Source organism: endosymbiont GvMRE of Glomus versiforme, assembly GCF_003546845.1.
Genome location: NZ_NWVA01000001.1, coordinates 148205 through 172162 on the forward strand (window position 1 = coordinate 148205; position 23958 = coordinate 172162).

At 31.7% G+C, this 23958-nt stretch carries 28 protein-coding genes and 3 tRNA genes; 17 read left to right on the forward strand and 14 right to left on the reverse strand.

What is annotated here, in order from left to right; genetic code table 4:
• Nucleotides 1-14: 14 nt before the first annotated feature.
• Nucleotides 15-338, reverse strand: coding sequence for a hypothetical protein (locus GvMRE_RS00785; protein WP_147409398.1), 324 nt, complete (start codon nt 336-338; stop codon nt 15-17).
• Nucleotides 339-517: 179 nt separating this feature from the next.
• On the opposite strand from GvMRE_RS00785, the gene GvMRE_RS00790 reads away from it, so the two are divergent.
• The 5 genes from GvMRE_RS00790 (at nt 518) to GvMRE_RS00810 (ending at nt 3427) form a co-directional block, all read left to right on the forward strand.
• The gene (locus GvMRE_RS00790; protein WP_147409399.1) at nt 518-733 is read left to right on the forward strand and encodes a hypothetical protein; all 216 of its coding nucleotides are present in this window, start codon (nt 518-520) and stop codon (nt 731-733) included.
• A gap of 44 nt (nt 734-777) precedes the next feature.
• Entirely contained in the window at nt 778-1485 is a 708-nt protein-coding gene (locus GvMRE_RS00795) for a nitroreductase family protein (RefSeq protein ID WP_147409400.1), read from the forward strand.
• Nucleotides 1486-1780: 295 nt separating this feature from the next.
• Nucleotides 1781-2206, forward strand: coding sequence for a ribosomal protein uS13 (locus tag GvMRE_RS00800; protein WP_147409401.1), 426 nt, complete (start codon nt 1781-1783; stop codon nt 2204-2206).
• A gap of 1 nt (nt 2207) precedes the next feature.
• Nucleotides 2208-2621, forward strand: coding sequence for a small ribosomal subunit protein uS11 (locus GvMRE_RS00805; protein ID WP_147409402.1), 414 nt, complete (start codon nt 2208-2210; stop codon nt 2619-2621).
• 5 nt (nt 2622-2626) lie between these two features.
• On the forward strand, nt 2627-3427 hold the full coding sequence (locus GvMRE_RS00810) for an RNA polymerase alpha/RpoL/Rpb11 family protein (RefSeq protein WP_147409403.1): 801 nt from the start codon (nt 2627-2629) through the stop codon (nt 3425-3427).
• Between the two features lie 163 nt (nt 3428-3590).
• Here GvMRE_RS00810 and GvMRE_RS00815 read toward each other — a convergent pair whose 3' ends face one another.
• From GvMRE_RS00815 to GvMRE_RS00855, 9 genes are all read right to left on the reverse strand, one after another.
• The gene (locus GvMRE_RS00815; RefSeq protein ID WP_147409404.1) at nt 3591-3968 is read right to left on the reverse strand and encodes an RNA-guided endonuclease InsQ/TnpB family protein; all 378 of its coding nucleotides are present in this window, start codon (nt 3966-3968) and stop codon (nt 3591-3593) included.
• 548 nt (nt 3969-4516) lie between these two features.
• A tRNA-Thr gene (locus tag GvMRE_RS00820) sits at nt 4517-4592 on the reverse strand.
• Nucleotides 4593-4975: 383 nt separating this feature from the next.
• Nucleotides 4976-5398, reverse strand: a complete 423-nt coding sequence (locus tag GvMRE_RS14275) for an aldo/keto reductase (protein ID WP_147409405.1) — start codon at nt 5396-5398, stop codon at nt 4976-4978.
• Nucleotides 5340-5948, reverse strand: a complete 609-nt coding sequence (locus GvMRE_RS14280; protein ID WP_147409406.1) for an aldo/keto reductase — start codon at nt 5946-5948, stop codon at nt 5340-5342. The genes GvMRE_RS14275 and GvMRE_RS14280 overlap by 59 nt, the downstream gene beginning before the upstream one ends.
• Before the next feature lie 19 nt (nt 5949-5967).
• Complete coding sequence (rpsP, locus tag GvMRE_RS00835) at nt 5968-6201, reverse strand: 30S ribosomal protein S16 (protein ID WP_147409407.1); 234 nt, start codon at nt 6199-6201, stop codon at nt 5968-5970.
• A complete protein-coding gene (gene rpmG, locus GvMRE_RS00840) occupies nt 6201-6395 on the reverse strand; it encodes a 50S ribosomal protein L33 (protein WP_147409408.1) in 195 nt (64 codons plus the stop codon). The genes rpsP and rpmG overlap by 1 nt, the downstream gene beginning before the upstream one ends.
• 337 nt (nt 6396-6732) lie before the next feature.
• Complete coding sequence (locus GvMRE_RS00845; RefSeq protein ID WP_147409409.1) at nt 6733-10401, reverse strand: PolC-type DNA polymerase III; 3669 nt, start codon at nt 10399-10401, stop codon at nt 6733-6735.
• 74 nt (nt 10402-10475) lie between these two features.
• Nucleotides 10476-11255 carry a uracil-DNA glycosylase gene (locus GvMRE_RS00850; RefSeq protein WP_147409410.1) on the reverse strand — a complete coding sequence of 260 codons (780 nt, stop codon included), beginning with the start codon at nt 11253-11255 and terminating at the stop codon, nt 10476-10478.
• Nucleotides 11256-11383: 128 nt separating this feature from the next.
• Entirely contained in the window at nt 11384-11608 is a 225-nt protein-coding gene (locus GvMRE_RS00855) for a hypothetical protein (RefSeq protein ID WP_172575193.1), read from the reverse strand.
• Nucleotides 11609-11742: 134 nt separating this feature from the next.
• Between GvMRE_RS00855 and rplM the strand changes: the two genes are divergently transcribed.
• The 6 genes from rplM to GvMRE_RS00885 all read left to right on the forward strand — a co-directional run bounded on the left by rplM (nt 11743) and on the right by GvMRE_RS00885 (nt 16654).
• On the forward strand, nt 11743-12249 hold the full coding sequence (gene rplM / locus GvMRE_RS00860; protein ID WP_147409412.1) for a 50S ribosomal protein L13: 507 nt from the start codon (nt 11743-11745) through the stop codon (nt 12247-12249).
• Nucleotides 12242-12667: a 30S ribosomal protein S9 gene (gene rpsI / locus GvMRE_RS00865; RefSeq protein ID WP_147409413.1), complete on the forward strand. Its 426-nt coding sequence runs from the start codon at nt 12242-12244 to the stop codon at nt 12665-12667. The genes rplM and rpsI overlap by 8 nt, the downstream gene beginning before the upstream one ends.
• A gap of 60 nt (nt 12668-12727) precedes the next feature.
• Nucleotides 12728-14017, forward strand: coding sequence for a DEAD/DEAH box helicase (locus tag GvMRE_RS00870; protein WP_147409414.1), 1290 nt, complete (start codon nt 12728-12730; stop codon nt 14015-14017).
• Nucleotides 14018-14259: 242 nt separating this feature from the next.
• Nucleotides 14260-14748 carry a dihydrofolate reductase gene (locus GvMRE_RS00875; protein ID WP_147409415.1) on the forward strand — a complete coding sequence of 163 codons (489 nt, stop codon included), beginning with the start codon at nt 14260-14262 and terminating at the stop codon, nt 14746-14748.
• 88 nt (nt 14749-14836) lie between these two features.
• The gene (gene rsmH / locus GvMRE_RS00880; RefSeq protein WP_147409416.1) at nt 14837-15742 is read left to right on the forward strand and encodes a 16S rRNA (cytosine(1402)-N(4))-methyltransferase RsmH; all 906 of its coding nucleotides are present in this window, start codon (nt 14837-14839) and stop codon (nt 15740-15742) included.
• A gap of 288 nt (nt 15743-16030) precedes the next feature.
• A complete protein-coding gene (locus GvMRE_RS00885; protein ID WP_147409417.1) occupies nt 16031-16654 on the forward strand; it encodes a hypothetical protein in 624 nt (207 codons plus the stop codon).
• Here GvMRE_RS00885 and rpsB read toward each other — a convergent pair.
• Nucleotides 16651-17481 (reverse strand): 30S ribosomal protein S2, encoded by an 831-nt coding sequence (gene rpsB / locus GvMRE_RS00890; RefSeq protein WP_147409418.1) that lies wholly within the window; start codon nt 17479-17481, stop codon nt 16651-16653. The genes GvMRE_RS00885 and rpsB overlap by 4 nt on opposite strands.
• Nucleotides 17482-17730: 249 nt before the next feature.
• The gene (locus GvMRE_RS00895) at nt 17731-18420 is read right to left on the reverse strand and encodes an RluA family pseudouridine synthase (protein WP_147409419.1); all 690 of its coding nucleotides are present in this window, start codon (nt 18418-18420) and stop codon (nt 17731-17733) included.
• A 48-nt stretch (nt 18421-18468) separates the two neighbouring features.
• On the opposite strand from GvMRE_RS00895, the gene GvMRE_RS00900 reads away from it, so the two are divergent.
• On the forward strand, nt 18469-18846 hold the full coding sequence (locus GvMRE_RS00900; RefSeq protein ID WP_147409420.1) for a 30S ribosomal protein S10: 378 nt from the start codon (nt 18469-18471) through the stop codon (nt 18844-18846).
• Here the strand turns inward: GvMRE_RS00900 and GvMRE_RS00905 are convergent.
• Entirely contained in the window at nt 18843-19031 is a 189-nt protein-coding gene (locus GvMRE_RS00905; protein WP_147409421.1) for a large ribosomal subunit protein bL28, read from the reverse strand. The two genes, GvMRE_RS00900 and GvMRE_RS00905, sit on opposite strands and share 4 nt — an antisense overlap.
• 20 nt (nt 19032-19051) lie before the next feature.
• Here GvMRE_RS00905 and GvMRE_RS00910 point away from each other — a divergent pair, with 20 nt between their 5' ends.
• Nucleotides 19052-20293 (forward strand): S16 family serine protease, encoded by a 1242-nt coding sequence (locus GvMRE_RS00910; RefSeq protein ID WP_147409422.1) that lies wholly within the window; start codon nt 19052-19054, stop codon nt 20291-20293.
• Nucleotides 20293-21948 carry an Rnase Y domain-containing protein gene (locus GvMRE_RS00915; protein ID WP_147409423.1) on the forward strand — a complete coding sequence of 552 codons (1656 nt, stop codon included), beginning with the start codon at nt 20293-20295 and terminating at the stop codon, nt 21946-21948. Before GvMRE_RS00910 ends, GvMRE_RS00915 begins: the two co-directional genes overlap by 1 nt.
• 6 nt (nt 21949-21954) lie before the next feature.
• On the opposite strand, the gene GvMRE_RS00920 is transcribed toward GvMRE_RS00915, so the two are convergent.
• Nucleotides 21955-22030 (reverse strand) — tRNA-Arg (locus tag GvMRE_RS00920).
• Nucleotides 22031-22188: 158 nt separating this feature from the next.
• On the opposite strand from GvMRE_RS00920, the gene GvMRE_RS00925 reads away from it, so the two are divergent.
• The 3 genes from GvMRE_RS00925 (at nt 22189) to GvMRE_RS00935 (ending at nt 23955) form a co-directional block, all read left to right on the forward strand.
• Nucleotides 22189-22275, forward strand: a tRNA-Ser gene (locus GvMRE_RS00925).
• A gap of 138 nt (nt 22276-22413) precedes the next feature.
• The gene (locus tag GvMRE_RS00930) at nt 22414-23502 is read left to right on the forward strand and encodes a PCRF domain-containing protein (RefSeq protein WP_147409424.1); all 1089 of its coding nucleotides are present in this window, start codon (nt 22414-22416) and stop codon (nt 23500-23502) included.
• Between the two features lie 195 nt (nt 23503-23697).
• Nucleotides 23698-23955: a YneF family protein gene (locus GvMRE_RS00935; protein WP_147409425.1), complete on the forward strand. Its 258-nt coding sequence runs from the start codon at nt 23698-23700 to the stop codon at nt 23953-23955.
• The last annotated feature ends 3 nt before the right edge of the window (nt 23956-23958 follow it).

The following is a 23958-nucleotide window of genomic DNA, read 5'->3' on the forward strand; positions in this document are numbered from 1 at the left end:
GAAAGTTAAATGTCCTAATTTTCTATGCCATTCGTCGAAAGTTGGTATCTCTCTCTCTCTCTGTTAAATTCTCTGTTAAATTTACCAAAATGAGGACTGGCGGTGCTAGATATTTTAACTCCATCATTGCTAAAAATTGAATAGCCACTAACTCCTTTCTCTTCAATTACCACCTGAAATTCTTGGATTGTGTTTGCTTCTCTTCAATGATTATCCTTTAAATATTCATTCCATAATTTTCATTTTAATTCGTCTGAATGAATGGTATAAGTTTTTTCATTACCATTCTCCGAAACTGAATAATCACTGGTTGAAAATGATTGAATTTTATTTTCCAATTCTGTTGCTTCGCTGGTTCCTTATTTATGATTGCTTTTTTTATTTCTATCATGATTTTTTTTCCTTTATATTATTATTTTTAACTTTTTAGTTTAAAATTATAAAAAATTTTTTACCTAAACTAGCCATGAATTACCAGAGCATTTTTTTCTTGGAGACAAAAAATTAATTATAAAGTATGAAAAAAAAAACTTATCAAAAACATATTCGCAAGCATTTAAGATGAAAAAACTTTGATTTTGACTTGTATTTTTTTCAATGTTGCTATTTAGTTTGCTTGATTTTTCTTAGTGCTTTAATTTTTAGCCTCATTTTTGCTAAATTAGAAAAAAAATTTGATTTGCGTGATAGCCCTTCTTCTGTTTTTGAAGAGATTAGCAAACCTAAGGATTAAATCAAGAAAAAATAATCAGCGTTTTCTTAAATAAAAACTTCTTAATGAATAAAAACAATGAATTTGAAAAAAACTGGCTAAACGCACAAGAACTACCTGACAGTTTTCAAATTCTCACTAATATTATTTCCCAAAGAAAAGCCATTCGCGAATATAATTCCCAAAAAATTCCTTCTGAATTAGTAGAAAAAGTGATTAAAATTGCTTGCCGGGCTCCTTCTTGGTATGGCTTGGAGCCCTGGTTTATTTTAGTAATTAGTAATCAAAAAATCAAGCAGGAATTATATCCGCTTTTTCAGCAACAAAAACAAGTGCTTGCTTGCTCTCATCTTTTTTTGATTTTAAGTTATCGCGGGGAAGCATTTAATTGAGAAACTGATTTATTTAAGCAAAAAGTATTTTGGAAATATAACCGATTAAATGAGGAAAATTATGTTGAATTTTACCAAAAGTCTTTGTCTTTATTTAATCCTAATAACCCAAAAAAAATTAGTATTTGAGCAAAACAACAATGTTTTATTTTGCTTCAAAATTTCCTCTTGCTTTGAACTAGTTTAAATATTGCTACTTCTCCCATGGGAGGATTTCAGGAAAAAGAAGTGATTAATTATTTAGAAAAAAATCATTTAATTCCTTTTGAGCATTATAATTTAGCAATGAGTTTTGCGATCGGCTTTCCTTTAAAAGAAGATTTATGAAAAAAAGAAGTCCAAGAAAGAGATTGAAAAAAAGTGTTTAGAATCCTTGACTAATAAACTTTTGTGGTGGTGGTGGTGGTTGCCAAGTTTAATGTGATTTTGTCTTGATTTTTTAATAAAACTAGACTAAAAAGTGATATTACTGAAACATTTTTAAAGCATTTTTTTGAATGTTAAAATTCATTATTATTGTACATGAATACACTAATTAAAAAAGATTATTCAAGTCTGATATATTAAACTTATTCACCTTAATTTCCAAAAATGAGGATGAGGATTAACAAACAAAGACTTGCCTGATTTAAATGCCAAAGTGATAAGACAAAGAAAAAACAATAAAAATATATATATGGCTCAGATAGTTCGAATTGGTAATGTTAGTGTTCCGGCACAGAAAAACGTCTATGTGGCTTTAAGCACTATTTATGGGATTGGAAAAAAATTTAAAAAGAAATCCCGGGCTCGGCAAGTTCTGGAAAAATTAAAAATTGATCCCTTAGCAAAAACCAAAGACTTAACCGATGAACAAATTAATTTAATTAATCACGAAGTTCAGCAATTTGAAATAGAAGGAGATTTAAAACAAATTAAAAAGCAGAATATTGAAGAAAAAATTCGAATTAATTGCTTACAGGGCCGGCTTCATTCAATGGGCAAAAAAGTGCGGGGTCAGCCTACTCGGCATAACAATCGCACACGACCAAGTGGGATTATTAGTTTTACTAAACAACGAGTAGCAGTCACTGGTAAGAAAAAAGCACCAAAACAAGGATAGTATGTCAAAAGATAATTTAGAAAAAAATAAAAAAATAAAAAAGGTAAAGAAAATTTCGAGTGGTCGAGGTAAGTTGCATATTCATTCCAGTTTCAATAATCTCATTATCACTATTACCCAAGAAAATGGTGATAAACTACCAGATGCTCAAATTAGTTCTCGCACTGCCACTGGATACCGTGGTGCTAAAGCATCTACTTTTGTTGCTGCTGAAAAAGCTGCTAAGGTGACCTTAGAAAAACTGACTGAATTTGGCATTTCATTAGTCGAAATTATTGTTTGAGGAATTGGTAGCGGACAAGATGCTGCCCTCAAAAAATTTCGTAATGCACCGGGTCTTCAAGTAAAAAGATGAGTCAACAAAACTCCCTTGGCTTTTAATGGCTGTCGACCCCGAAAAACCCCCCGCAAATAACAAATATGAATCAAGAATTATTTCCCCTTCCAGTTATGGAAATCAAAAAAACAACAAAAAACCCGTTAACTACTGAATTCGTTTTTAAACATTTAGAAATTAACTTAGCAGCTACCTGAGGAAATACTTTCCGACGGTTAGGAAACCAAGTTCCAGGATGAGCAATTTTTGCAGTGAAAATTAGTGATAAGGAAAAAACTATTGCTAGTGAATTTGGTGGAGAAGCTATACTAAAAGGAGTAAAAGAAATTCCAAGTTATTTAATTCTCAACCTTATGCAATTAGTTTTTCAATCTCCGAAGAAAGATTTTTCTCGGTTAGGAGAAATTTGCACTTTGCAAATTAACATTGATAATTCCCAAAGCAAAGAAAGTTATACGGTTACGGGAAAAGACATAAAGGGTGATTTAAAAGTAATTAATCCAGAAATTTATTTAGCAACAGTAGAAGAGCATTCAGAATTAAAAATTATTTTACATTGCCGCTATTATCGAGGATTTCTCAAAAAAAAGGAGCAAGAATATTTGCTCTCGGAACTTTCAGATAAAGAAAAGGTAATTTTTCTTTCTAGTAATTATTGTCCGGTCAAAACAGTGGGCTGAAAAACAGGCTGACGAGCTGAACCACCAGTTATTGTCGATTTAAATAATCAAGAGGAAAAACTAATCCTTACAATTACTACTAATGGAAGCATTAGTGCTCAGGATAGTTTACTAATGATGATAAATTTTTTAGAGAAATCTATGCTTAACATTCGGCAATTAATTACTTCTAAACCAGAAAAGGAACAAAATCGAGAAGAGTAAAGGCAAACAAGCAGATTTCTTAATTTTAATTTGCTTGTTGATAATATGAACTACCCCCACCTAATCCATTCGGATTTGAACTGGGAGTTTCCTAGTTTAACTAAATTGATTAGTCATGTGACTAGCAGGCTATACCAACTCGGTTGGCAAAGTTCCTAACCTGTTATTCTGGGCTAAATATAAGATATTTTTGGCAAGCATTTACATCTCTATCTAATACTGAACCACAAGAACAGTTATAGATTTCAACATTTCTTTCTATTTTAGGGTTGGCTAATTTGCCACAACTACTACATCTTTGAGTAGTATTTTTAGGATTAACCACAATAATTTCCTTACCAGTTTCCTCCACTTTGTAAGAAAGAAATTGGGTTAATTGGTATCAATTGGCTTGAATAATACTTTTTGCCAATGAACGATTAACCTTTCTTTTTTGATTTTCTTTTCTCTCGGTCATCTCTTTACTTTTCAAGTCCTCCAAGCCAATTAAATCAAACTTGTTCACTAGTTTTCGTGAAAGTTTGTGGTTTCTATCTTTCATCCGATTACTTATTTTTTCATACTTTTTAGCCAGTTCATCCCCCACTTAACAAGTTTGAAGGTGGGGGCGTTCTTGGATAGTTTTTGTAAAAAATAAAAGTTTAACCCAACCTAGCCAAGAAGTCCCCTTGTTCTATAACTGGGGAATGAATTGGTAAAATTATAATATAGATGTGTAGAGGCATCTCGGAGTTCGGAGCGGACTTCGTGAAACAGGAACACGACCTAGAAATAGGTGAGGTCTGTTGATTCTTTTTAGAAGCTCCCACTTCTCCAAGTGGCGAGTAGTTCACTTGATAATCCCAAAGAAATGAAATATTGAATTAGACATATATCTTTATGGGGTTTAATAGAAAATAAAAACAAACCTGATTATTTTACCGGAGAAACTGAAAATAAAGCCCATCAAACTAAGATGACTATAATGAATTTAATCAACTCTAACATGCAGAATTTCGACAAGAGTAGTTAAAATTATTTGTAAAATTTTGTTCTGTTATAGAAATTTAAAACAGAGTAGTTATTTATCAGAGTTAATTTTTATTCTTTTGGTGCTGGCTGAGGGACTCGAACCCCCGATCTCCCGCTTACAAGGCGGGCGCTGTACCAACTTAGCTAAACCAGCTTTATAATAATATTTTTAGTTAATTATCTTGTTTCAATTTTTGCACAAGAAATATAAACAAAGCAAGCCATAAATAATGCTGATAATCAAAAAGAGAATACCCAATTCGCTGGTCCTTTGCTTTTCTGTTTTCAAAACTGTAAAATAATTACAAAAGGTAAGAATTAAAGGTAAAAAGGCTAAAAAGCCAAAAGCTATTTTCTCTAAAAATCTTACTAAATTCATATATTATTTTTAACAAAATCAGCAATATAATAAACTACAGCAACAACCATATTTTTCTGCTTTGCCTACATAATCACTTAGTTTTTATGACAAATAATTGAATTTTCATTATGTTTTTTTTACGCCTTAAAATACTGAAAGACTAAAAAACCTAATCCTTAATCCTCATTTCGCGGGTCTCAATCATATTTTTTCTCTTTAATGGTGTCAATTAAACTTAAATCCTCCTGACTTAACTCAAAACCTTCAATTTGAGCGTTTTCCTTAACTCTTTGGGGATTACTAGACTTGGGAATAGCAATGGCTCCTTGCTGATAAACTCATCGCAAGCAAATTTGAGCGGGGGTAGCATTATGTTTTTTGGCTAATTGTTTGATTACTTTATTATTCCGACAATTACCCGCCATTAGGGGCATATAAGCCATAACTTTAATATTCTTTTCTTGACAATAAGGAAGTAAACGCTTTTGCCGAAAAGCGGGATGAAGTTCTATTTGGTTAACCGTAGGCTTAATTTCACAATTAGCCAATAATTCGTCTAAATGTTTCGGTTCAAAGTTGCTGACCCCAATCGCTTTTAATTTGCCTTCCCGATAAGCCTGCCTTTCAAGCCTCTAATCTTTTTTGGGGTACGGGTCAGTGAATTAAGCATAAATCCAAATAATCAGTTTGAAAGTTTGCTAGCATTTGGTCGATAGTTTTTTTAGCGGTGTTATATTCGCATTGGTGAGTATTCAGTTTAGAAACTAAAAATACTTCTTGGCGAGGAACACCACTATCTTTGACCGCTTGCCCTATCATTTTTTCGTTATTATGCATTTGAGCACTATCAATTAAGCGATATTCTCGTTGTAAAGCATATTGAACGGCTTGCTTGTCTCGCTGATAATTAGTCAGATTTCAACTTCCTAAACCAAATAGCGGGATTATTATTCCATTGCTTAAAGCAATTGTTTTTTGGAGAATATTCATATTATTATTTTTTGGATTATTAGAATTGTCGGTTGGTTCTTGTGGTTTTGGTAGTGAGGAGGTTGGTTTTTTCTGACAATAATTTACCAAAATGATAACTACTAATATTCCTACTGCCAGCAAAGAAACCAGCAAAATTATTTTTTTGGTTCTTTTCATGATTTCTCATAATCTTAAATTATAAATGTTTCTTAATTAAATTTGCTACTGTTTGGGTAGGTTGTGCACCATTACTTAATCATTTTTGAATGCTTTCTTTGTCTAACTTTATTTCTTTGGTTCTCGAGTTATAATGACCTAATTCTTCTAAATAATTTCCTGTATCTCGTGGTTTACGACTGTCTACGGCAATAATTCGATAAGAATGCTGGTGTTTTTTTCCTCTTTGAGTCAAGCGAATTTTAACAACCATTATTTAACTGCTCCCTCCTTATGAGATTGAGTTTTTTGACAAAATTTACAATATTTTCGTAAATTTAACTTCAAGTTTTGTGTTTGTATTCCTTTGGTCTTAGTTGTGCGATAATTTCGGTGGCTAGTCTTTTTTTTAGTTAAGCACTCTTGACAAATTAGGGAAATATCGCTCTTAGATTTTTTTTTCGCCATTTAATTATATTTTTACACGGCTTTTTTTTCTTAGTTCGATTTTTATCTATGTGCAAATAGACATGAAAAAAATCAGTAATGACAAAACCTAACCAAAAACTAAATACAAAAAAAGCAGAGTTGGTGGCTCCTGGTTAGGCCAGAAAATCGCAACTCAAAAAATTCCTCTTTAATTCTTAGCAAATTTCCACAAAAGAGTCCACACACAGGTCAAACGACTAAGTTTCTTTCCTCTGTGGCTGTTTCTATCTTAAAGGATTTAGCAAAAATAGGAAAGTTGACTTTTAGGATGGTTTTTTAACAAAAAAGAATATTACTTAAAGACTTATTTAAACGACTATTTCTTGTTTTCTAACTCATCTAACATTTCGTTTAACTTTTGGAGCAAATTAATCAAACTACTTTCCTCTAATCTTGACAATTCTTGACCAATTTTATTAGTCAAATTTTTTTGCTTATTAGTCAAATTTTTTATTATGCCGACAATGCTCTCATCAGACAAGCCTAATTTTTCTCGAATTGCTTTTTTGATTTCAGTTTTTAGACTAGTCCATTTGCCCTTACGAATGTATTCACTAGCCAAAAAAGCAATTTTGTTATCTACTCCTCAAGAAACCAAAAAAGTTCAAATGTCTTCTCGGCAAGAAATTAATTCTTCTAATTTCATGCCTTCTTTGTAATGACTTTGTTGGTTTTGAGTTCAAACATCAGTCCCGTGAGAAAAGCCTGAGATTTGCACTAATTGGGAAAATTTGGTTGGCTTTAAAGATTTGAGGAAGTTTCTTTTCACAAAATCAGTGCCAAATTCCGGAATTCCCAAAGTATCCGCTTGGGTGAAAACTTCCATAATTTTCTCGTCATGAAAGGAAACAGTGGTCGGATTTACTTTTGTTAATTCGTATAACTTTTGTAGAACAGTGGGCTCATCGTGTCCCAAAATGTCTAACTTCAAGAAAATTTTGGCTAAAAAACTGTATTCAAAGTGAGTAGTTTTTCATTCCGCCTGCCTGTTATCTGCTGGATAATTTAAGGGAGTATAATTGTGAATATCAATATTTTGAGGAATAATTAATAATCCGCCAGGATGTTGACCAGTGGTGCGCTTAATTCCTTTTAATTGTTCTAGCAATTTTTCGTCATCACCATTAGCATAAAGATTAAATTTAGGATTAAGTTCTTTTTTTAATTTTTTGTATTCTCGTAAAAATATTTCTGCGGTTTGCTGGGATAGTTTATTAATTGTGCCAATGCGATAAACATATTTTTCTCCTAAAAGTTCCCGAACATAATCATGAGCAACTTTTTGGTATTCGCCAGAAAAATTTAAGTCAATATCCGGAGTTTTTTCTCCTTTTCAACCAAAAAAAGTTTCAAAAGGTAAATTGTGTCCTTCTAAAGTTAATTGATCTTTACATTGCTGGCAATTAGGAAATTCGTTAATATCATAGCAAGAAAAGACTTTTTGGTCAGTTTGATAAGGCTCGAAATATTTACAATTTTGGCAAAAGTAGTAAGGAGATAAAGGATTAAGGTCAGTAATGTCAAGGAGGTAAGCAATAAAAGAAGAGCCTACCGAACCCCGAGAACCGACGATAAAGCCATCTTGGTGGGTTTTTTGGACTATTTGATAAGCTAATCAGTAAATTGAAAGGTAATTTTCCCGAATAATTTTCCATTCTCTTTCAATTCTTTGTTTTACTGGTTGAGGCAAATTATCACCAAATAGTTCTTGGGCTTTTTTTTGGTATACTTGAACTAACTTTTTTTCGTTCTCCGAAAAATCAGGATACTGAATTTGCTCGTCAAAAATAACAATATCCTCGGTTTGGTTAACAATTCTTTGGGGGTTGGTGAAAATTATTTCCTCCATCAAGTCAGCATCTTGTAAAAATTTTCAATCTTCAATTATTTCTTTTCGAGAACGTAAATGCTGATCTGGTAGGTTGTCAAAACGATCTTCTTTGCCATCTAAAGTAGCTTCATTATATAAAGAATGCCTGGCTCCATTCATTCCTTCATTAGCGACAATAATTTGCTTGATAATTTTTTGTTCGGGTTGAAGATAGTGAACGTTGTGATTAACAATCGCTGGGACATTTAAAAGTTTAGCAGTTTCAATTATCTTGGTGGTAATTTTTTTTAATTCAGTTTCTCCCATTCGCCCGTTTAATCAAAGGTGCCGAAAACTACTAGGGCTGTTTATTTCAATGTAGTCATAAAATTTTATCGCTTTTTGTCGGTCTGATGAGTTGTTAAAAGCACTGAAAAGGGAAAATATTTCCCCTTCCCGGCTGCCAACTGCTCCAATTAACAAATTTTGCCGATTTTTTTCTAAGTCTGAACGAAAAACGCAAGGCACTTTAAAAAGGTTGTCAGTATGAGAAAGAGTAATTAATTGATATAAATTATTTAATCCCGCTTGATTTTTTGCTAAAACTTTGACTTTGTAACCTCGATTAGGAAAGTACTGGTGATTAATCAAGTTTTCAACTTCTTTTCACTGTTTAATTTCTTGCTCTTGAAGAGATTTTAGTAATTTAATAAATAAATCAGTTAATAGTTTACTGTCGTCCAAAGCCCGGTGGGTTTGTTGAATTTTGCCTTTTCCGGTGGAACGGCTCAATTTTTCCAGACTATATGATCTTCTCTCTGGCAAAATTATTCAGGCTAATGGCAAAGTATCAATTACCGGATGCGGTAAGTCTTCTCGAAAAACTTCTTTCCAAACCTTATTAACAAAAGTAAAATCGAAGTTGCGAGCATTATGAGCCACTAAAACACAATTTTTTCAATCTTGGCGAATTTCAGGTAAAATCTGTTTAATTTTCTTTTCTTTTTTTAATTTTTTTGGGTCAATGTCAGTGTATCAAGATTTCAGCACCTCAGTCGTAATTTCTTTTTCTGGACAAACTAAATAGGCTTTTTCTTTAAGGATTTCACCTTTTTTTCAAATAACATAACCAATTTCAATTATTTCATTATATTCTGAGAAAAATCCAGTTGTTTCCAAGTCAAAAATACAATAAGTTAAATCTTCAATATTTTGGTTCAAAAATTCGCGAGATTTTGAACTATGGTTAAAAACATAAGGAGGTAATTTATCTTCCAACATTTCCATTTCACAACCATAAACTAGTTTAAGATTAGAACTATGAAACTGCCAAAATTCGGGAAAAGCCTGCACATTATAATGGTCGGTGATTCCCAAAGTACTGTATCCTTTTTCTTGGGCTACTTTAATATATTCAATTGGACTACTTATGCCATCCAGAGTACTAAATCTAGTGTGAATGCCTAATTCAATTAATTTTTTTTCCTCTCACTGGTTAATGATTTCTTGGTTCAGAGAATTTTTTTTGGCTTTGAGTTGCTTTTTGTTTGCACTTAATTGGTTGGTAATAGGAATTTTTTGGTTAACTGGAATATCTTTTTTTTTTGGTTCATTTATTACTTTTTCTGTTTTTTCCTGGCTTTTTTTAGTGTCGTTTGTTTTTTCTCTTTTATCAGACTGGGAAAGAGTTTTTTTAATTTGAGGAGAAGTGATGCCTAATTTTTCCCAGCCTAGATTGCTGAGAGCCTTTTTTAGAATTAAAATATCAGAACGCACATCTTCTTCTTTTTTGTCAATATTTAGCAGTTGTAAAGTGCCTCGCCGCAGAGTAATTTTTTCGTTTAATTGTCATTGGTTAATAATCAATCCTAATTGTTTATCTTTTCATAAAAAAGGGTTAAAATAAAGAAAATTCAGATAACTTTTTAATTTTGTTTCGTCTATTTCAGAAAAAGCAGTAAACTTAACCTGATAATTTAGATAGTTAAATAAATAAAATAACTTATTATAAAGTGAATAAAATGTTTTTTCTAATTCTTTTATTTCCAAGTAAGAAGGAGAAACAACTTCCAAAGAGAAAGTAGCAGGAAAAGTTATAAATTCAATTTTTTTGTTCTTGAATTCGAAACATTCTTGATTAATTTCAGTGAGAAAATGAGGAAAAGAAATAGACATGTTTATGATAAATTTTTAGTTTATATGAAGAATTTAAAGTCTTTATAGAGAAGTAAAAGACAAAATAATTAATTTTACTTAATTGCTGGCTTTTCTATAGATAGCCAATTAACAGGATTCTTTCCAGTTTCAATTAGTAAGTTATTAACTCTGGAAAAAGGTTTAGAGCCAAAAAATTTATGTTTAACACCAAGATTAACACTAAAAGGTGAAGGGTGAGTAGAAATAATACTGAATTTGTCAGCAATTTGGCATTCATTTTTAATTAACTCGGCTTTTTTGCCCCAAAATATTCAAACTAGTTCAGGATTATAGTTGTTTAAATACTTAATCAAGGAGTAAGTAAACTCTTCTCAAAGTTCCATATGGGATAATGGTTCACTTTTTTGAACAGTTAAAGCAGTATTTAACAAAAACACCCCTTCTTTTACTCAAGGGAGCAGATTACTGCTGGTGGGTGGAGGACAATCAAACTCACGACCTAACTCCAAAAAAATATTTTGCAAAGTAGCAGGAATATAGCCAGGTTTTTGAGTGCTAAAAGCAATTCCGTCAGCAACTCAACGTTTTTCAGCTGATCCATCACGATGTTTGATAAGTTCTGATTGATGGTAAGGATCTTGTCCCAAAATTACTACTTTAATTTGTGGCAAAGATATTTCCTGAAACAAACGAAAAACATCCTTTTGCGATGGGCAACACCGACGGTTTTGGTATTCATTGTCTATTTGAGTTAGCAGGTCAGGAAAGTACTTTTGCTTAATTTGTTCTTGAAAGAATTCAATTCAACTTTTTTCGATTAAATGAAGATTAAATTTTTGATATAAAGGTTCATCAAGTATCGTCTGGACCATGAGTATAATATAGTTTTAGCATGATTCGCAAAATTGACAGGAGTATAAAAAAGTATTTGTTCACAAAAGCATGATAGAAAATAATGTTCTCGCTGATAGTGTTTTTTATGGTTTGACTGCCTTGGGTCTTAACAACCATAAAAAAAAGGGATTTTTGGCTGAACTAAAGCAAAGATTTTACATTTACAGTTTTGGTTAGGGAATTTGATTCAACCGGATCCATCTCCTCATTCAGGACACTGATTTTGAACGGCTGCCATTATGGCACAGTTACGGCAATAATCATAGTTATTTTTTTGGTAAGCGATGAAATGGTCAGCGCAGCCCGAACAGGATTTTTTTATTCTTTTCATGCTGAGCCTCCTTTGGTTAGCCGTTGAGGATCTTGGTCGGCACACTCCGTTGTTTTTTCATACTTGCTTTATATAATGACAAAAAGGAAACAGTTGCAAAAAAAGTTTTGATTATTTAAAAATTAAGTATAAATATGAGTTCACAAGAAAGAACAGAAATCATCAGTCAAAAAACTACTATTCCCCAAGCTTCCCAAGAAGAGAAATGACACTTTATTGATGTAAATGAAGTAGAAAATAAAGCTCCAGGGAGAATTGCCGTTGAAATATCCCTATATTTACAAGGAAAAAAAGAAGTAAACTGCTTTCCTAATTTTGACCACGAAATTTATGTTGTTTTAGTAAACGCTAGCAAAGTGGAATTTACTGGAAAAAAACTGAATGACAAACTCTATTATAGGCACTCCGGTTATCCAGGAGGATTGAAAGAAACAAGTGCTAAAATAATGCTAGAAAAAAATCCCATTAAGTTAATGGAAAGCATCGTTAAAGGAATGTTGCCGCCAAATAAATTGCGAAAAAGGCGAATGAATAGACTATTTATTTTTCCTGATAAAGAACATAATTTACAAGCCCGAGAAAAAAATTTTATTAAAATTAACATATCATCAAGACGAAAAAAACTTTTAAATAATGAATAACGCTAATCATAATTACTACATTGGTACTGGAAGAAGAAAATCCTCTAGTGCTACGGTTTATTTGAAACCCAATGGTGCAGGAAAAATAGAAATCAGAAAAAGAGGTAAAAAAGAGAAAAAAGACCTAGACGAATATTTTACTAATTCGCTACTTAATAAAAAAGAGATTTTAAAACCACTAGAACTTTTGAATAAACAAAATGATTATGACTTAAAAATTAGAATAAAAGGAGGAGGAACCACCGGGCAATTAGAAGCCATTAGATTAGGAATAGCCAAAGCACTTTTAGAAATTTCTTCGGAATACCGAACCACCTTAAAAGGATTTGGCTTATTAACCCGTGACCCTCGCCGAGTAGAAAGAAAAAAAATTGGCTTGAAGAAAGCCCGCAAAGCTACTCAATACTCTAAGCGTTAATTAATAAACTTTGCCATTGCTAAAATCATTAGTTAAAATGCCTTAGGAACAAATAAATATATGGAATCAACAAATAATTTCCTCTCAGAGAGGACAAAAAGAAATTTACAAGCAATTGGTTATAATGAATTAACTGACATTCAAAAAAAAGTTATTCCTTTAATTTTAGAAGGAAAAGATATTATTGCTCAATCCCGAACTGGGACCGGAAAAACTGCGGCTTTTATTATTCCCAGTTTAGAAAAAATAGAGCCAATTGCTAAACCCCAAATTTTAGTTTTAGTGCCAACCCGAGAACTAGCTTTACAAGTTAGTGAAGAAACAGAAAAATTATCTCGGGGCAGCAAATTACGGATATTAGCAGTTTATGGCGGTGCTTCCATGAAAGATCAATTGCGTTCACTCCGTTCTGGTGTTGATGTAGTAATTGGCACTCCTGGGAGAATAACGGATCATCTGGAAAGAAAAACTCTAAAACTAAACAGTTTAATTTTTGTCGTCCTTGACGAGGCTGACGAAATGATTAACAAAGGTTTTTTATCCGCTATTGAAAAAATAATCAAAATGACTCCAAGCGAGCGACAAACTTTACTCTTTTCGGCCACTATTACTTCGCCAGTAGCCAAATTTGCCAAACTTTATTTAAAAAATCCCGTGCGAATTAGTGGAGAAACAGAAACTTTGCCAGAAAATGAAATTAAACACTATTATTTAGAAACCGCTCCCCGACAAAAAAATTTGTTTTTGGTTGATTTTCTTCGTCTTCATAGTTCTGAATTAATTCTTGTTTTTGTGAATACCAAAAAAAGAGTTGAACAAATCAATGAAAAATTAAGCAAAGAAAAGTTAAGAGTTGATTATATCCATAGCGATTTGTCCCAAACTCGCCGAACCAGAGTTTTTAATAAGTTTAGAACTAAACAAATAACTTTATTAATTGCTACTGATGTTGCTGCTCGAGGACTACATGTTAATGATATTGCTTACGTTATTAATTATGATTTTCCCCAAAGTTCAGAATTTTACATTCACCGAATTGGTCGTACTGGTCGAGCCGGAGCCGGTGGTCAAGCCATAACTTTTATTAGTTCTCCCAAAGAAAAAAAATTATTGTTTTCTCTAGCAAAACAAAGAGGATACAAAATTGAACCATTAAATCTGCCAAGCAAAGACCAAATTGACCAAATCCTAGAAGACAAATTGTTGGAAAGAATAATTAACAATTTAGAAAAAAATGAAACTTCTCAAGGTAATGATGAAAAAATCAAAAAATTAAGTGAAAAATACGGTGCTGAAAGGATAATTAATACTCTTTTTAACTTATTAACTAATGCAAAAAACTCTCTCTAACAAATAAACATGTTTGATTCATTGTTGATAAATTAAATTTCACGATTTCACTTTATTTTTAAAAAGAACTCTCCAATTTTTAATAAACATTTTTGGACAAATAAAAACTAATTTAACTAAAAATTCTTATTATGGGACAAAGAAGAGTAGTTTGTGGCACTTGTCATAAAAAAAAATGTGAATGTGGGGGCAAAAAAAAGAAATAATTAAAAAAAGCAAATCTTTTCGCAAAGATTTCAAAAATGATTAACTTAATCTGAGCCATGACTGAAGAATATATAATCGGTCAAGACAATTCTTTGCCTTGGAAAATCAAGGAAGAAATGCAACATTTTGCTAAGACTACTCGAGGGCATACAATATTAATGGGCCGAAAAACTTTTGAGAGTATTGGTAAACCTTTGCCTGGAAGATGTAATATTGTTCTCACTAAAAATCAAGAATGAACGAAAGAAATTAAATTAAAATATCCACAATTAACAGTAGAAAATAATCTTACTACAATTATTCAGTCATTTAACAATAGTCCAGAGCAGTTATTTATCATAGGTGGCAAAGAAATATTTTACCAAACTTATCCTTTTGCTGACCAACTACACATTTCGGTAATCAAAAAAAAATACCCGGGCAATGTTAAATTAGATTTCTTTCCCGAAATGATTAAAAATTTTCAATTAAAAGAACAAAAAAATTTCTCACAATTTATAGTTAAAATTTTCGCAAAAAAGTAAAATTCTGATTTTGTTGTTCCTCTTTTTGTAAACTTGACTAAAACTTTTTGTTTCTTTTATCAGGTTTAAAATTTTCTTATAATCATCTATGTTTTCTTATCTAAAAGTTGAAAAACACATCCCAGTGATGTCCGCAGAAGTTTTAAACTATTTGGATATGAAGAAAAATGGCATTTACCTTGATTGTACCTTGGGAAGCGGTGGACATTTGCAAATTATGTTAGAAAGATGTCCAGAAATAAAAATAATTGCTTTTGACCAAGACCAAGAAGCGATTAAGCGTTGTCAGCAGAATCCATTTTTTGCTAGCAAAAAAATTACTTTTATTAATGACAATTTTGTTAACTTTCCTCATTATCTAACAGAGTTAAATATTTCCCAAGCAGACGGCTTTTTGTTTGATTTAGGAGTTTCCAGCGAACAGTTAAATGATGCTTCACGGGGCTTTAGTTATCGACAAGAAGCTCCTTTAGATATGCGAATGTCAACCGAAAGTACTCATAGCACTTTAACCGCTCAAAAAATCATTAATAATTGCAGTTGTCAAAAATTAACCGAGATTTTTCGTGAATATGGTGAAGAAAAAAAAGCCAAAAAAATAGCTTGGCGCATTTGCCAAGTTCGTAAAAAGGAAAAAATTACTACCACTCAACAGTTAGTGAGCATAGTAGTTAGTTGTTTTTCTCAAAAAAGTAAGAAACATCCCGCTCGTCGGGTTTTCCAGGCTTTGCGAATTGCTGTTAATCAAGAACTGATTAATCTTTCCCGAGGGCTAGAAAACGCTCTCCAAAAACTTAAAAATGATGGGAGAATTGTTGTAATTAGTTATCATTCCTTAGAAGACAGAATTGTTAAGCAAATTTTCAAAAAATATAGTGAACTTGGTTATTATCAAATCCTCACTAAAAAGCCTTTGACTCCTGCTGGGGAAGAAATTGTTATTAATCATCGAGCTAGGAGTGCAAAAATGCGAGTGATCACTCGTCAAAAATAAAAAAAATAGGTTAAAATTCTATTATATAACATAATATATTATGAATGACAAACACACACACACAAAGTCAATAACATAAATGAACTTATTACCAAAGCAAAGGAATATGCGAACGACAAAAATAAAGGTTGATACTTAAAGAATTTTTACATAAATAACTTTGCGACCCAAGGAGTAATTTTAAAAAATAATGGAGGTGAAACAGTAGAAATTTGAACTGATAATTTTGAAAATAATGGAGAAACTGCTGAGGAAATATTTTCTAATAACATTAAAAAACTAGCAACTGTGGTTGACTTCTTTCCGAAAAATTTAGAATCTAACAGAGAAATAAAAGAGCAAAAAGGCAAAGAAGAGTGTTTGTTCGGTCCCTTTGAATTATCATTTCCCTCTAATTTTGAAGAATTAAAAGAAAAAGTGAAAAAATATTATCAAAAACACCAAAAAGAAATAAAACAAAATCCAGAATTTACTAATTGGATAGAAATAAGAGAAGGTCAAGAAATTACTGGGAGATATGCACACGATGACGAATTTCGTAACAAATTCTACATTTATTTAGGAGAAAAGAGAAAAAAATGAGATAAAGAATTCTCTTTGGGTATTGAAATAGCAATAAAAACGTGAGGAGAAATTATTCTCTATCGTGATTTAGAATTCATTTGCGGTTTAGAAAAAGAAAACCACGAAAACTTACAAAAAGAACTAGAAAAATATTGAAGTGATTTAACTAATGAAAGACAAGTCAAATCTGCTTCTGCTGAAAACTCAGAAAAAATTGATTTAAAGATAAAAACAACAGAAAAGCAAAATGATAATAAGTTGCTAATTGGCTTAATTTTTGGTTTCTCTCTAATTGTTTTAGTTAGTATAGTTGCTTATCTTTACTTTGGTAAGAAAAAAGCAAATTAAACTCTATTTTCTTTCTTAGGAGAAATCAATTTTTCTGCTCTTTCTATGGTTTCACTTTCCTCAGAGGACAATTTAATATCTCTTCGGATTTTACTTTCTCTAATAACCTCAGCGACAGCATTAATTAAATATTGAGCCCGCTCTGCTTTTTTGCCTTCTTCCTTATTTTTAGCCACGGCTATATTGCCAGGAATTATATAGTCAATTAAACTAGGGTCATCACTAGTATTACAAATTGCCATAATCGGAACACCTAACTTTTTGGCTTCTCTGATTGCTGTTTTCTCTTTTTTTAATCAAACAATAAACAATAAAACATTGACCCGCTTTTCACCTTGAAAATAATCAAACCATCCGTTTTTTGGCAAATCAAGCACTCCTTCGTAAACTTTTTTTAATTTATTAATTTTCTTTTCCAATTCAACCTGCTCTCTTTTGGACAAAGTAGCAAATCTTTCTGATTTTTGGAAAGCAAGTAAATTTTTTAAATACTCTATTGTCTTTTGAATAGTGTGAAAATTAGTTAAAAATCCTCCTGGTCAGCGATGCACCAGATACGGAGACTGACAATTAATCGCCGCTTGTTTCGTAATTTCTGCTAAATCAGGAGCAGTTCCTACAAATAGAATTGTTGTATTGTTTTCTTCAATAATTTTTTCAAGTTGGCTTTTAACATAGGAAAAACTTTCAATAATTTTTTGCTCGTCAAGAAGATGCAATTTTCCTCTTTTTCTGGCAATATAGGGTTCCATTTTTGGATTTCAGCGTTGAGTTAAGTTGCCAAATTGTATGCCAACTTTTAAAAGACTTTCTTTCTCAATATTCATATAGTATTTTTAGAGAGTTTTTTTTAATCTCATCTTGTCTATACAAGCAAAAAAGCATTTTGAGTATTAAAATATTCAGGAATTATGAGGAAATAAACAATCATTAGTAAAACAAATGAGTAAAGAAACAAGCGAAATTAGCGGAAAGAATTAGACCGAATTAGGAACTATCCAAAGACAGGAAGCAAAAGCGGAAAGGCAAGAAGTTTTTTTTTGTTTATTGGAGTAATATTAATTTGCACAAGAAAATTAGGAAGAATATTTGTTTCAAATTTGGCTTTTTAACTCTTTAAGTTTATTCTGAAAAAAATCTGGTAATGGGGTTTGAAAAAGAAATTTTTCTTTCTTTGGTCCAAAAAATTCTAAGCCGTAAGCATGTAAAAATTGACCAATTTCGGGATTAATGCAAACCGAACCATAAAGTGGGTCATTATAAATTGGATGGTTAATCTTTTGAAAGGCCAGCCGAATTTGGTGAGTTCGACCAGTCAGAGGAAAAATCCTTAAAAAAGTGTAGTTATTTAATCTCTCAATAACTTGAAAAGAGATTTGAACTAGTCTACCCTGCTGGGCATTTAAATCCATCCTAATTTTTCCCTTATTCGGAAATTTTGTCTGCACATAAAAAGTAATTTCCCCGCTTTCATTAACTAAAACTCCTTCAACTAATGCTAAATAAGTTTTTTGGATTTTTCTTTTTGCAAAAAGAGCAGTTAGATAATTAAAACTTTCTGAATTTTTGGCTACCAAAAGCAAGCCCGTGGTCTGACGGTCTAGCCGGTGAACTATTCCTCAACGAGAAACAGAAGCAAGTAACGGCTCATATTTGATTAAAATTTCTTCTAAACTTTCCGCATAGTCCTTAGTTTTCTGAACGACCAAATTATTTGGTTTATTAACTACTAATAGGTTTTGGTCTTGGTAAATAATGTTAATCATGTTTTTTTTGATTGTTCTGTAAAAATATAACTATAAAGATAGAAAAAAATGAGTATACCCTTTGTTAAAGAAACTAAAAGGAAAATTGCTGAGACCAAAAAAGAAGGTAATGAATTATATGTTCTAATTGAAGGATTTCAGGCTCGGCTGGTAGACGAAACAACGGCTTGAATTATCCGTAAACTTTTAGATGCTAAAATAAAATTTGATCCAAAAGCGAAAGTATTTTTACCAAATCAGCGAGAAAGACTAGCCGTTCCGAAGTCTCCACATAAGCATAAAGACTCTCAAGAACACTTTGGTAGAATAACGCATCGTCGCTTAATTAAAGTTACAGATACTTCTTTTGCTGATTTGAACAAGGCTGGTTTAGCAGGTGCTTATCCGCAAATTTCTCGGGGAGTTCAGATTAGAATAAAAGTTTAATACGAACGGAGAGAACGAAAATCTTTTACTCTTAATTTATAGGTTTTTTTACCAATTTTAAACTTTTGAATGTTCCCTTGAAATTTCCTTTTAGTAGCACACATTGAAAAAGAACGATTGTTTCCTACCAAAGGCTTATTTTCCCTCTTTAATATTTTTTTTAATTTTATTTCTATCTTTTCCATATATTTTTATTTTTACCATTATGAACCAAAAAAATCAATTAAATAACAACAAAAACACTAAAAAACGCTTTTTTATAATAATTATTAGCGGAATTATCGCAATGTTTTTACTAATAGCAATTGTTCTTTTCGCAAAAAAATCTAACCATAAAGCCCAAGAACCAACTACTTCTGAAAATAATAATCAGCCAGCAATCGAAAAAGAAACTAATCCTGAAACTAATCAACCAGCACAAGAAATATCTCCTGCTGATAAAGAACAATGTCCTTATTTAAACGAACAAAATCTAATAAACAAAAAGGGTCTTTGTGAAATGCCTCTTTGAAATGATAACCAAAAATCAAATGAGGATTTAATAAAATGAAGGCAAATTCCCCAAGAATACATAATTAAACTCTGAAAAAAAGGTTATCATTGAAATGATATTTTACAATTATGAGGCTGAAACTTACCACCAGAAATTATTCCTAACTTAAAAGCCGAAAAAAGTATTGGAGTTATTAATACTTTATCTTATCTTCTTGGTATTCCTTGTTCGGTCATTGAAAAACGAAAAACTATGTCCGAAGAAGAAAAAAATGCTTGAAAGAAAAAAATGGAAAATGAGGAACTAGGTGTCTCAAACAAAGCGATATTTATAGTACGAAAATCTTCCTCTCCAACTATTAATTTTGACAGAAAAATACATGGTGCTAGCCCTTACGGTAACACGCTAAAATACGTTGAAAAACTAGTCAAATTCGCTTTCCAACAGGAAAATATTAATTCCAACAATTACGAGATATCAGTATTGAGTTGTATCGGAGCCGAAAATTTTGGTAAAGAAGGCGACATACAATACGGAAATGTAATTGGAAAATCAATCGGAGTTGCTTATTATCTTGGTTTATTAAGCGCTATTCACCAAAAACCAATTAACCAAGCCGTAGCCGCCACCGGAGTTGTTAATTTAAAAGAAAGAAAAGGAAAAATTAACGAGCAAGAAGTTAACTTATCCGCCGGTGCCGTTTTACCAATTGCGGGGTTAAGAGGAAAAACTATTGCCGGCACTGAAAAAGGAGTTAGCCGTCTGGTGCTTTCCAAATATAATTCCTCGCCTAACCTTTTATCACAGGAAAGTAGAAAAAGTAAAGAATGAATAAAAGCCGAGGATTATCAATCAGTAGTTTTTTATCCTGAAATTAAACAAAAACTAACCGTTAATTTTGTTGAAAATACTACCGAACTACGAAAATTACTTTTAGGAGGAGAATTAAGTTAATGGATTTCGGTATTGACAAACTTATTATTATTTTCCTTGCCATTTTAACTTTAATTTTGCTTTTAATTTTTTGACTTTGACAAAAAAAATTGGCTAACCAGCAAGAAAAATTAAAAAAAACTCAAATTCAACAACAAAAAAAAGAAATTAATCTCATAACTAGAGAAGAAAAACTTCGCTTAGCCCAAACTTCTCTTGCTATACAAAAGAAAAGTCTCCAAAAAGAGGAAGAAAAAATAACTAATTTAAATGAAAGATTATTACAAAAAGGAAAAATAATCACCGAACAAATTGAAAAATACGACCAAAAAGAGCAAAGATTAGAAGAGAGAGAAAAAGAATTACACCAGAAAGAGCAAGTAAATAATAATCAATTAAATCAAATTAATAAATTACATCAGGAAGTCGAACAAAAACTTTGGGAAGTCTCCCAAATGGATAAAAAAGAAGCCAAAGAAACCCTTTTTTTTCGCTTAAAAGAAAAAATTAAGGAGGATTTAGATAAGCAAACCCAAAAAGAAATTAAACACAATCAAGAAAAAGTTAAAGAAGAAAGCACCAAAATTATTTGTTTGGCATTAGAAAAATATAGTTCTGAATTAGTATATAGCAAAACAGTTAACCATTTAAAAACTGATGATAGTCGAACCGTAGGAAGAATTATTGGTAAAGATGGTCGCAATATCAATTTTTTTCGCAAGTTGACCGGAGTAGACCTTTTATTAAATTCTGAAAATGAAGTTGCTCGACGCAAGCCAAAAGAAAGTAAAAAAAAAGAAGAATGAATAATTGAAATCTCTTGTTTTAATTCTTTACGACGAGAAATTGCTACTCGCACCTTACAAAGATTAATTAACGAACAAAAATTTAGCCCTCTCCAAATGGAAACAGTTTTTCAAGAAGTAAGTCAAGAAGTTGACGAGATTATTCGACAAAGTGGAGAAGAAGTATTACATGAATTACAAATTAGTTCGGTTCATCCTGAATTAGTTAAACATTTAGGTAAATTAAAATTTCGTACTAGTTACGGACAAAATGTTTTGGAGCATTGTCTAGAAGTTGCTAAAATGGCTGCTAATATTGCTGCTGAACTAGGACTAGACATTAATTTAGCCAAAAGAGCCGGCTTGTTTCATGATATCGGCAAATCTGTTGAGGATGACGGTCTTTCTCACGTCACCAGCGGAGTAATTATTGCTAAACAATACAAAGAACCAGAGATAGTTATTAATGCTATTGCTTCCCATCATCGTAACTTTCCAGCGGATAATCCTTACTCTTTCATTGTGATGGCAGCTGATACTCTTTCTGCGGCTCGTCCGGGTGCTCGGGGTCAGCAATTAGAGGCTTATATTTCCCGAATGGAAAGTTTGGAAAAATTGGCTAAAGAATTTTCTGAAGTAGAAAAAATTTATGCTTTTCAAGCCGGTAAAGAAATTTGAGTAATTGTTAATGCCAAAAAAGTTAGTGATTATCAACTTTTAGAAGTTTCCGAGGCTATTCAAAACAAAATTCGCGAACAAATTATTGTACCCGGAGAAATAATTATTTCTGTTTTACGAGAAACTAAATTTACCCAAAAAATGAATACTTTGCCACAAATCGGCAAACCTAAAAAGAAAAAGCAAATCAATGCAAAAAAAGAAATTTTATAATTAAAATGGCGCTCCTAGGAAGATTCGAACTCCCGACGACCCGTTTAGGAAACGAGCATTCTATCCACTGAATTATAGGAGCAATTAACGATTTTTCAAAATTGCTTATAAAACGGTGCAAGTAATCAAAAGCAAAAGCAAAAAAAAAATGGTCTATTTTACCGTTTTTTGGCAATTCTTTTCTCTCGGGAATTTACATATTTTTTTCCATACATGAATTTTTATGTAAAAATCTAATAAGGGGACTTGGCCGAGCGGCTTAAGGCGACAGTCTTGAAAACTGTTATACTTCGGTATGCAAGGGTTCAAATCCCTTAGTCCCCTCCATTTACGAAATTTTTAAATATTGTTGAAGTCTATGTCATTAAGGAAAAAATAGTTATTGCCTTTTCACCTAATTTTTAATTAGTCTATAAAAATAAAACCAATATTGCCTTCTCTTGAAAAGTAGCAAAAATTAATAATATGAGTAATGCTGAGTTAGAAAAAAAGATAATTAACTTTTTTCAGCAATTGGAGCCAAAGGGAATTACTTCTCCTTCAGATTTTTCCTTTTCTCCAAAAACCAAAAATAGCCAATTTACTCCTTTTTTAAAAATTAAAAATGATTATGAAAAAATCGACCAAGAAATCAGAGAGTATCAACTCTTAAAACAAGAGACAACTGATACCGAAAGCCAAAATTTTTTAGAACAAGAAATAAATTTATTAGAAACAAAAAAAACTGTTCTTATTGAAAAAGTTAAGCAAGAATTAATTAGTCAAGAAAAAAATACCCAAAAAGTTTTAATAGAAATTCGTCCCGGAACCGGAGGAGTAGAAGCAGGATTGTTTGCTAGAGATTTATACCGTATGTATGTTAAGTTTGCTAAAAAAAAAGGTTGGAGAGAGAAAAAAGATGAAGAAGAAGACGAAATCCATGCTGATAGTCTAGGCAATTTTACTTTTGCTTCTTTTTTTATCAAAAGTAAAGAAGTATATAAATATCTAAAAAATGAAGCCGGAATTCATCGGGTTCAAAGAGTTCCGGTTACTGAAAACAAAGGACGCTTACAGACTTCTACTGTTAGTGTTGTCATTTTACCCGAAATCCAAGATATTACCGTTAAAATCAATCCTCAAGACTTAAAAATTGAAACTTGCCGTTCCAGCGGGAGCGGAGGACAACATGTTAATACTACTGATTCTGCGGTGAAGATTACGCATAAACCAACAGGAATTATTGCTACTTCTCAAGCCGGTCGCAGTCAGCACGACAACAAGGAAAAGGCTATGTTTGTTTTAAAAAATCGTTTATTTGAGAAATATTGCCAAGAACAAGAAAGAGAAATTGGTAATCTGCGTTCTTCAGCTATTGGCACTTCAGAAAGAGCTGAAAGTATTCGCACTTATAATTATCCACAAAACCGCGTAACTGATGACCGTTTAAGAATGAGTTGAAATAAACTTAAATTCATTATAGAAGGAGATTTAGAAGAAATCTGCCAAAAGTTAATCGATTATGAAGTTGAAAAAAAGTTAGAAAATTATCAAAAATTAACTAGTAAAAAGTAAATACAGTGTTTAACTTCGCTTACCACTAAGAAAATAAGAGGAAAAATAAACTTCAAAAAAGCGAGATGCCATAATTTTGGATATTTATTACAAGAGTGGTTTTTCATATAATCCCTTAAAAATTTTAAAATTTTTTTTGTTAATCCAATTCTTTCTATAAGGAGCAAATATAACATAACAAATAAAATTATATATATGTTTGAGTTTAATTTACTTTCTTTCATTTTGGGTGTTTTAGCAGGAGCAATTGCCGGTTGCTTTCTTGCTTATTACTTGCTCAAAAAATACATGGAAAAAAAAATGCAAGAAGTTACTAAGTTAATGAAAAAAGAAGAAATTAGACAATTAGCAGGTGCTTTTGGTCATAATTTATCTGAACAGCAAATCAACTTGATGATGAGCAGCATGGAAAGAGCCATGGAACAAGCCAAGGCTAAGAATAAGAAAAAATAATTA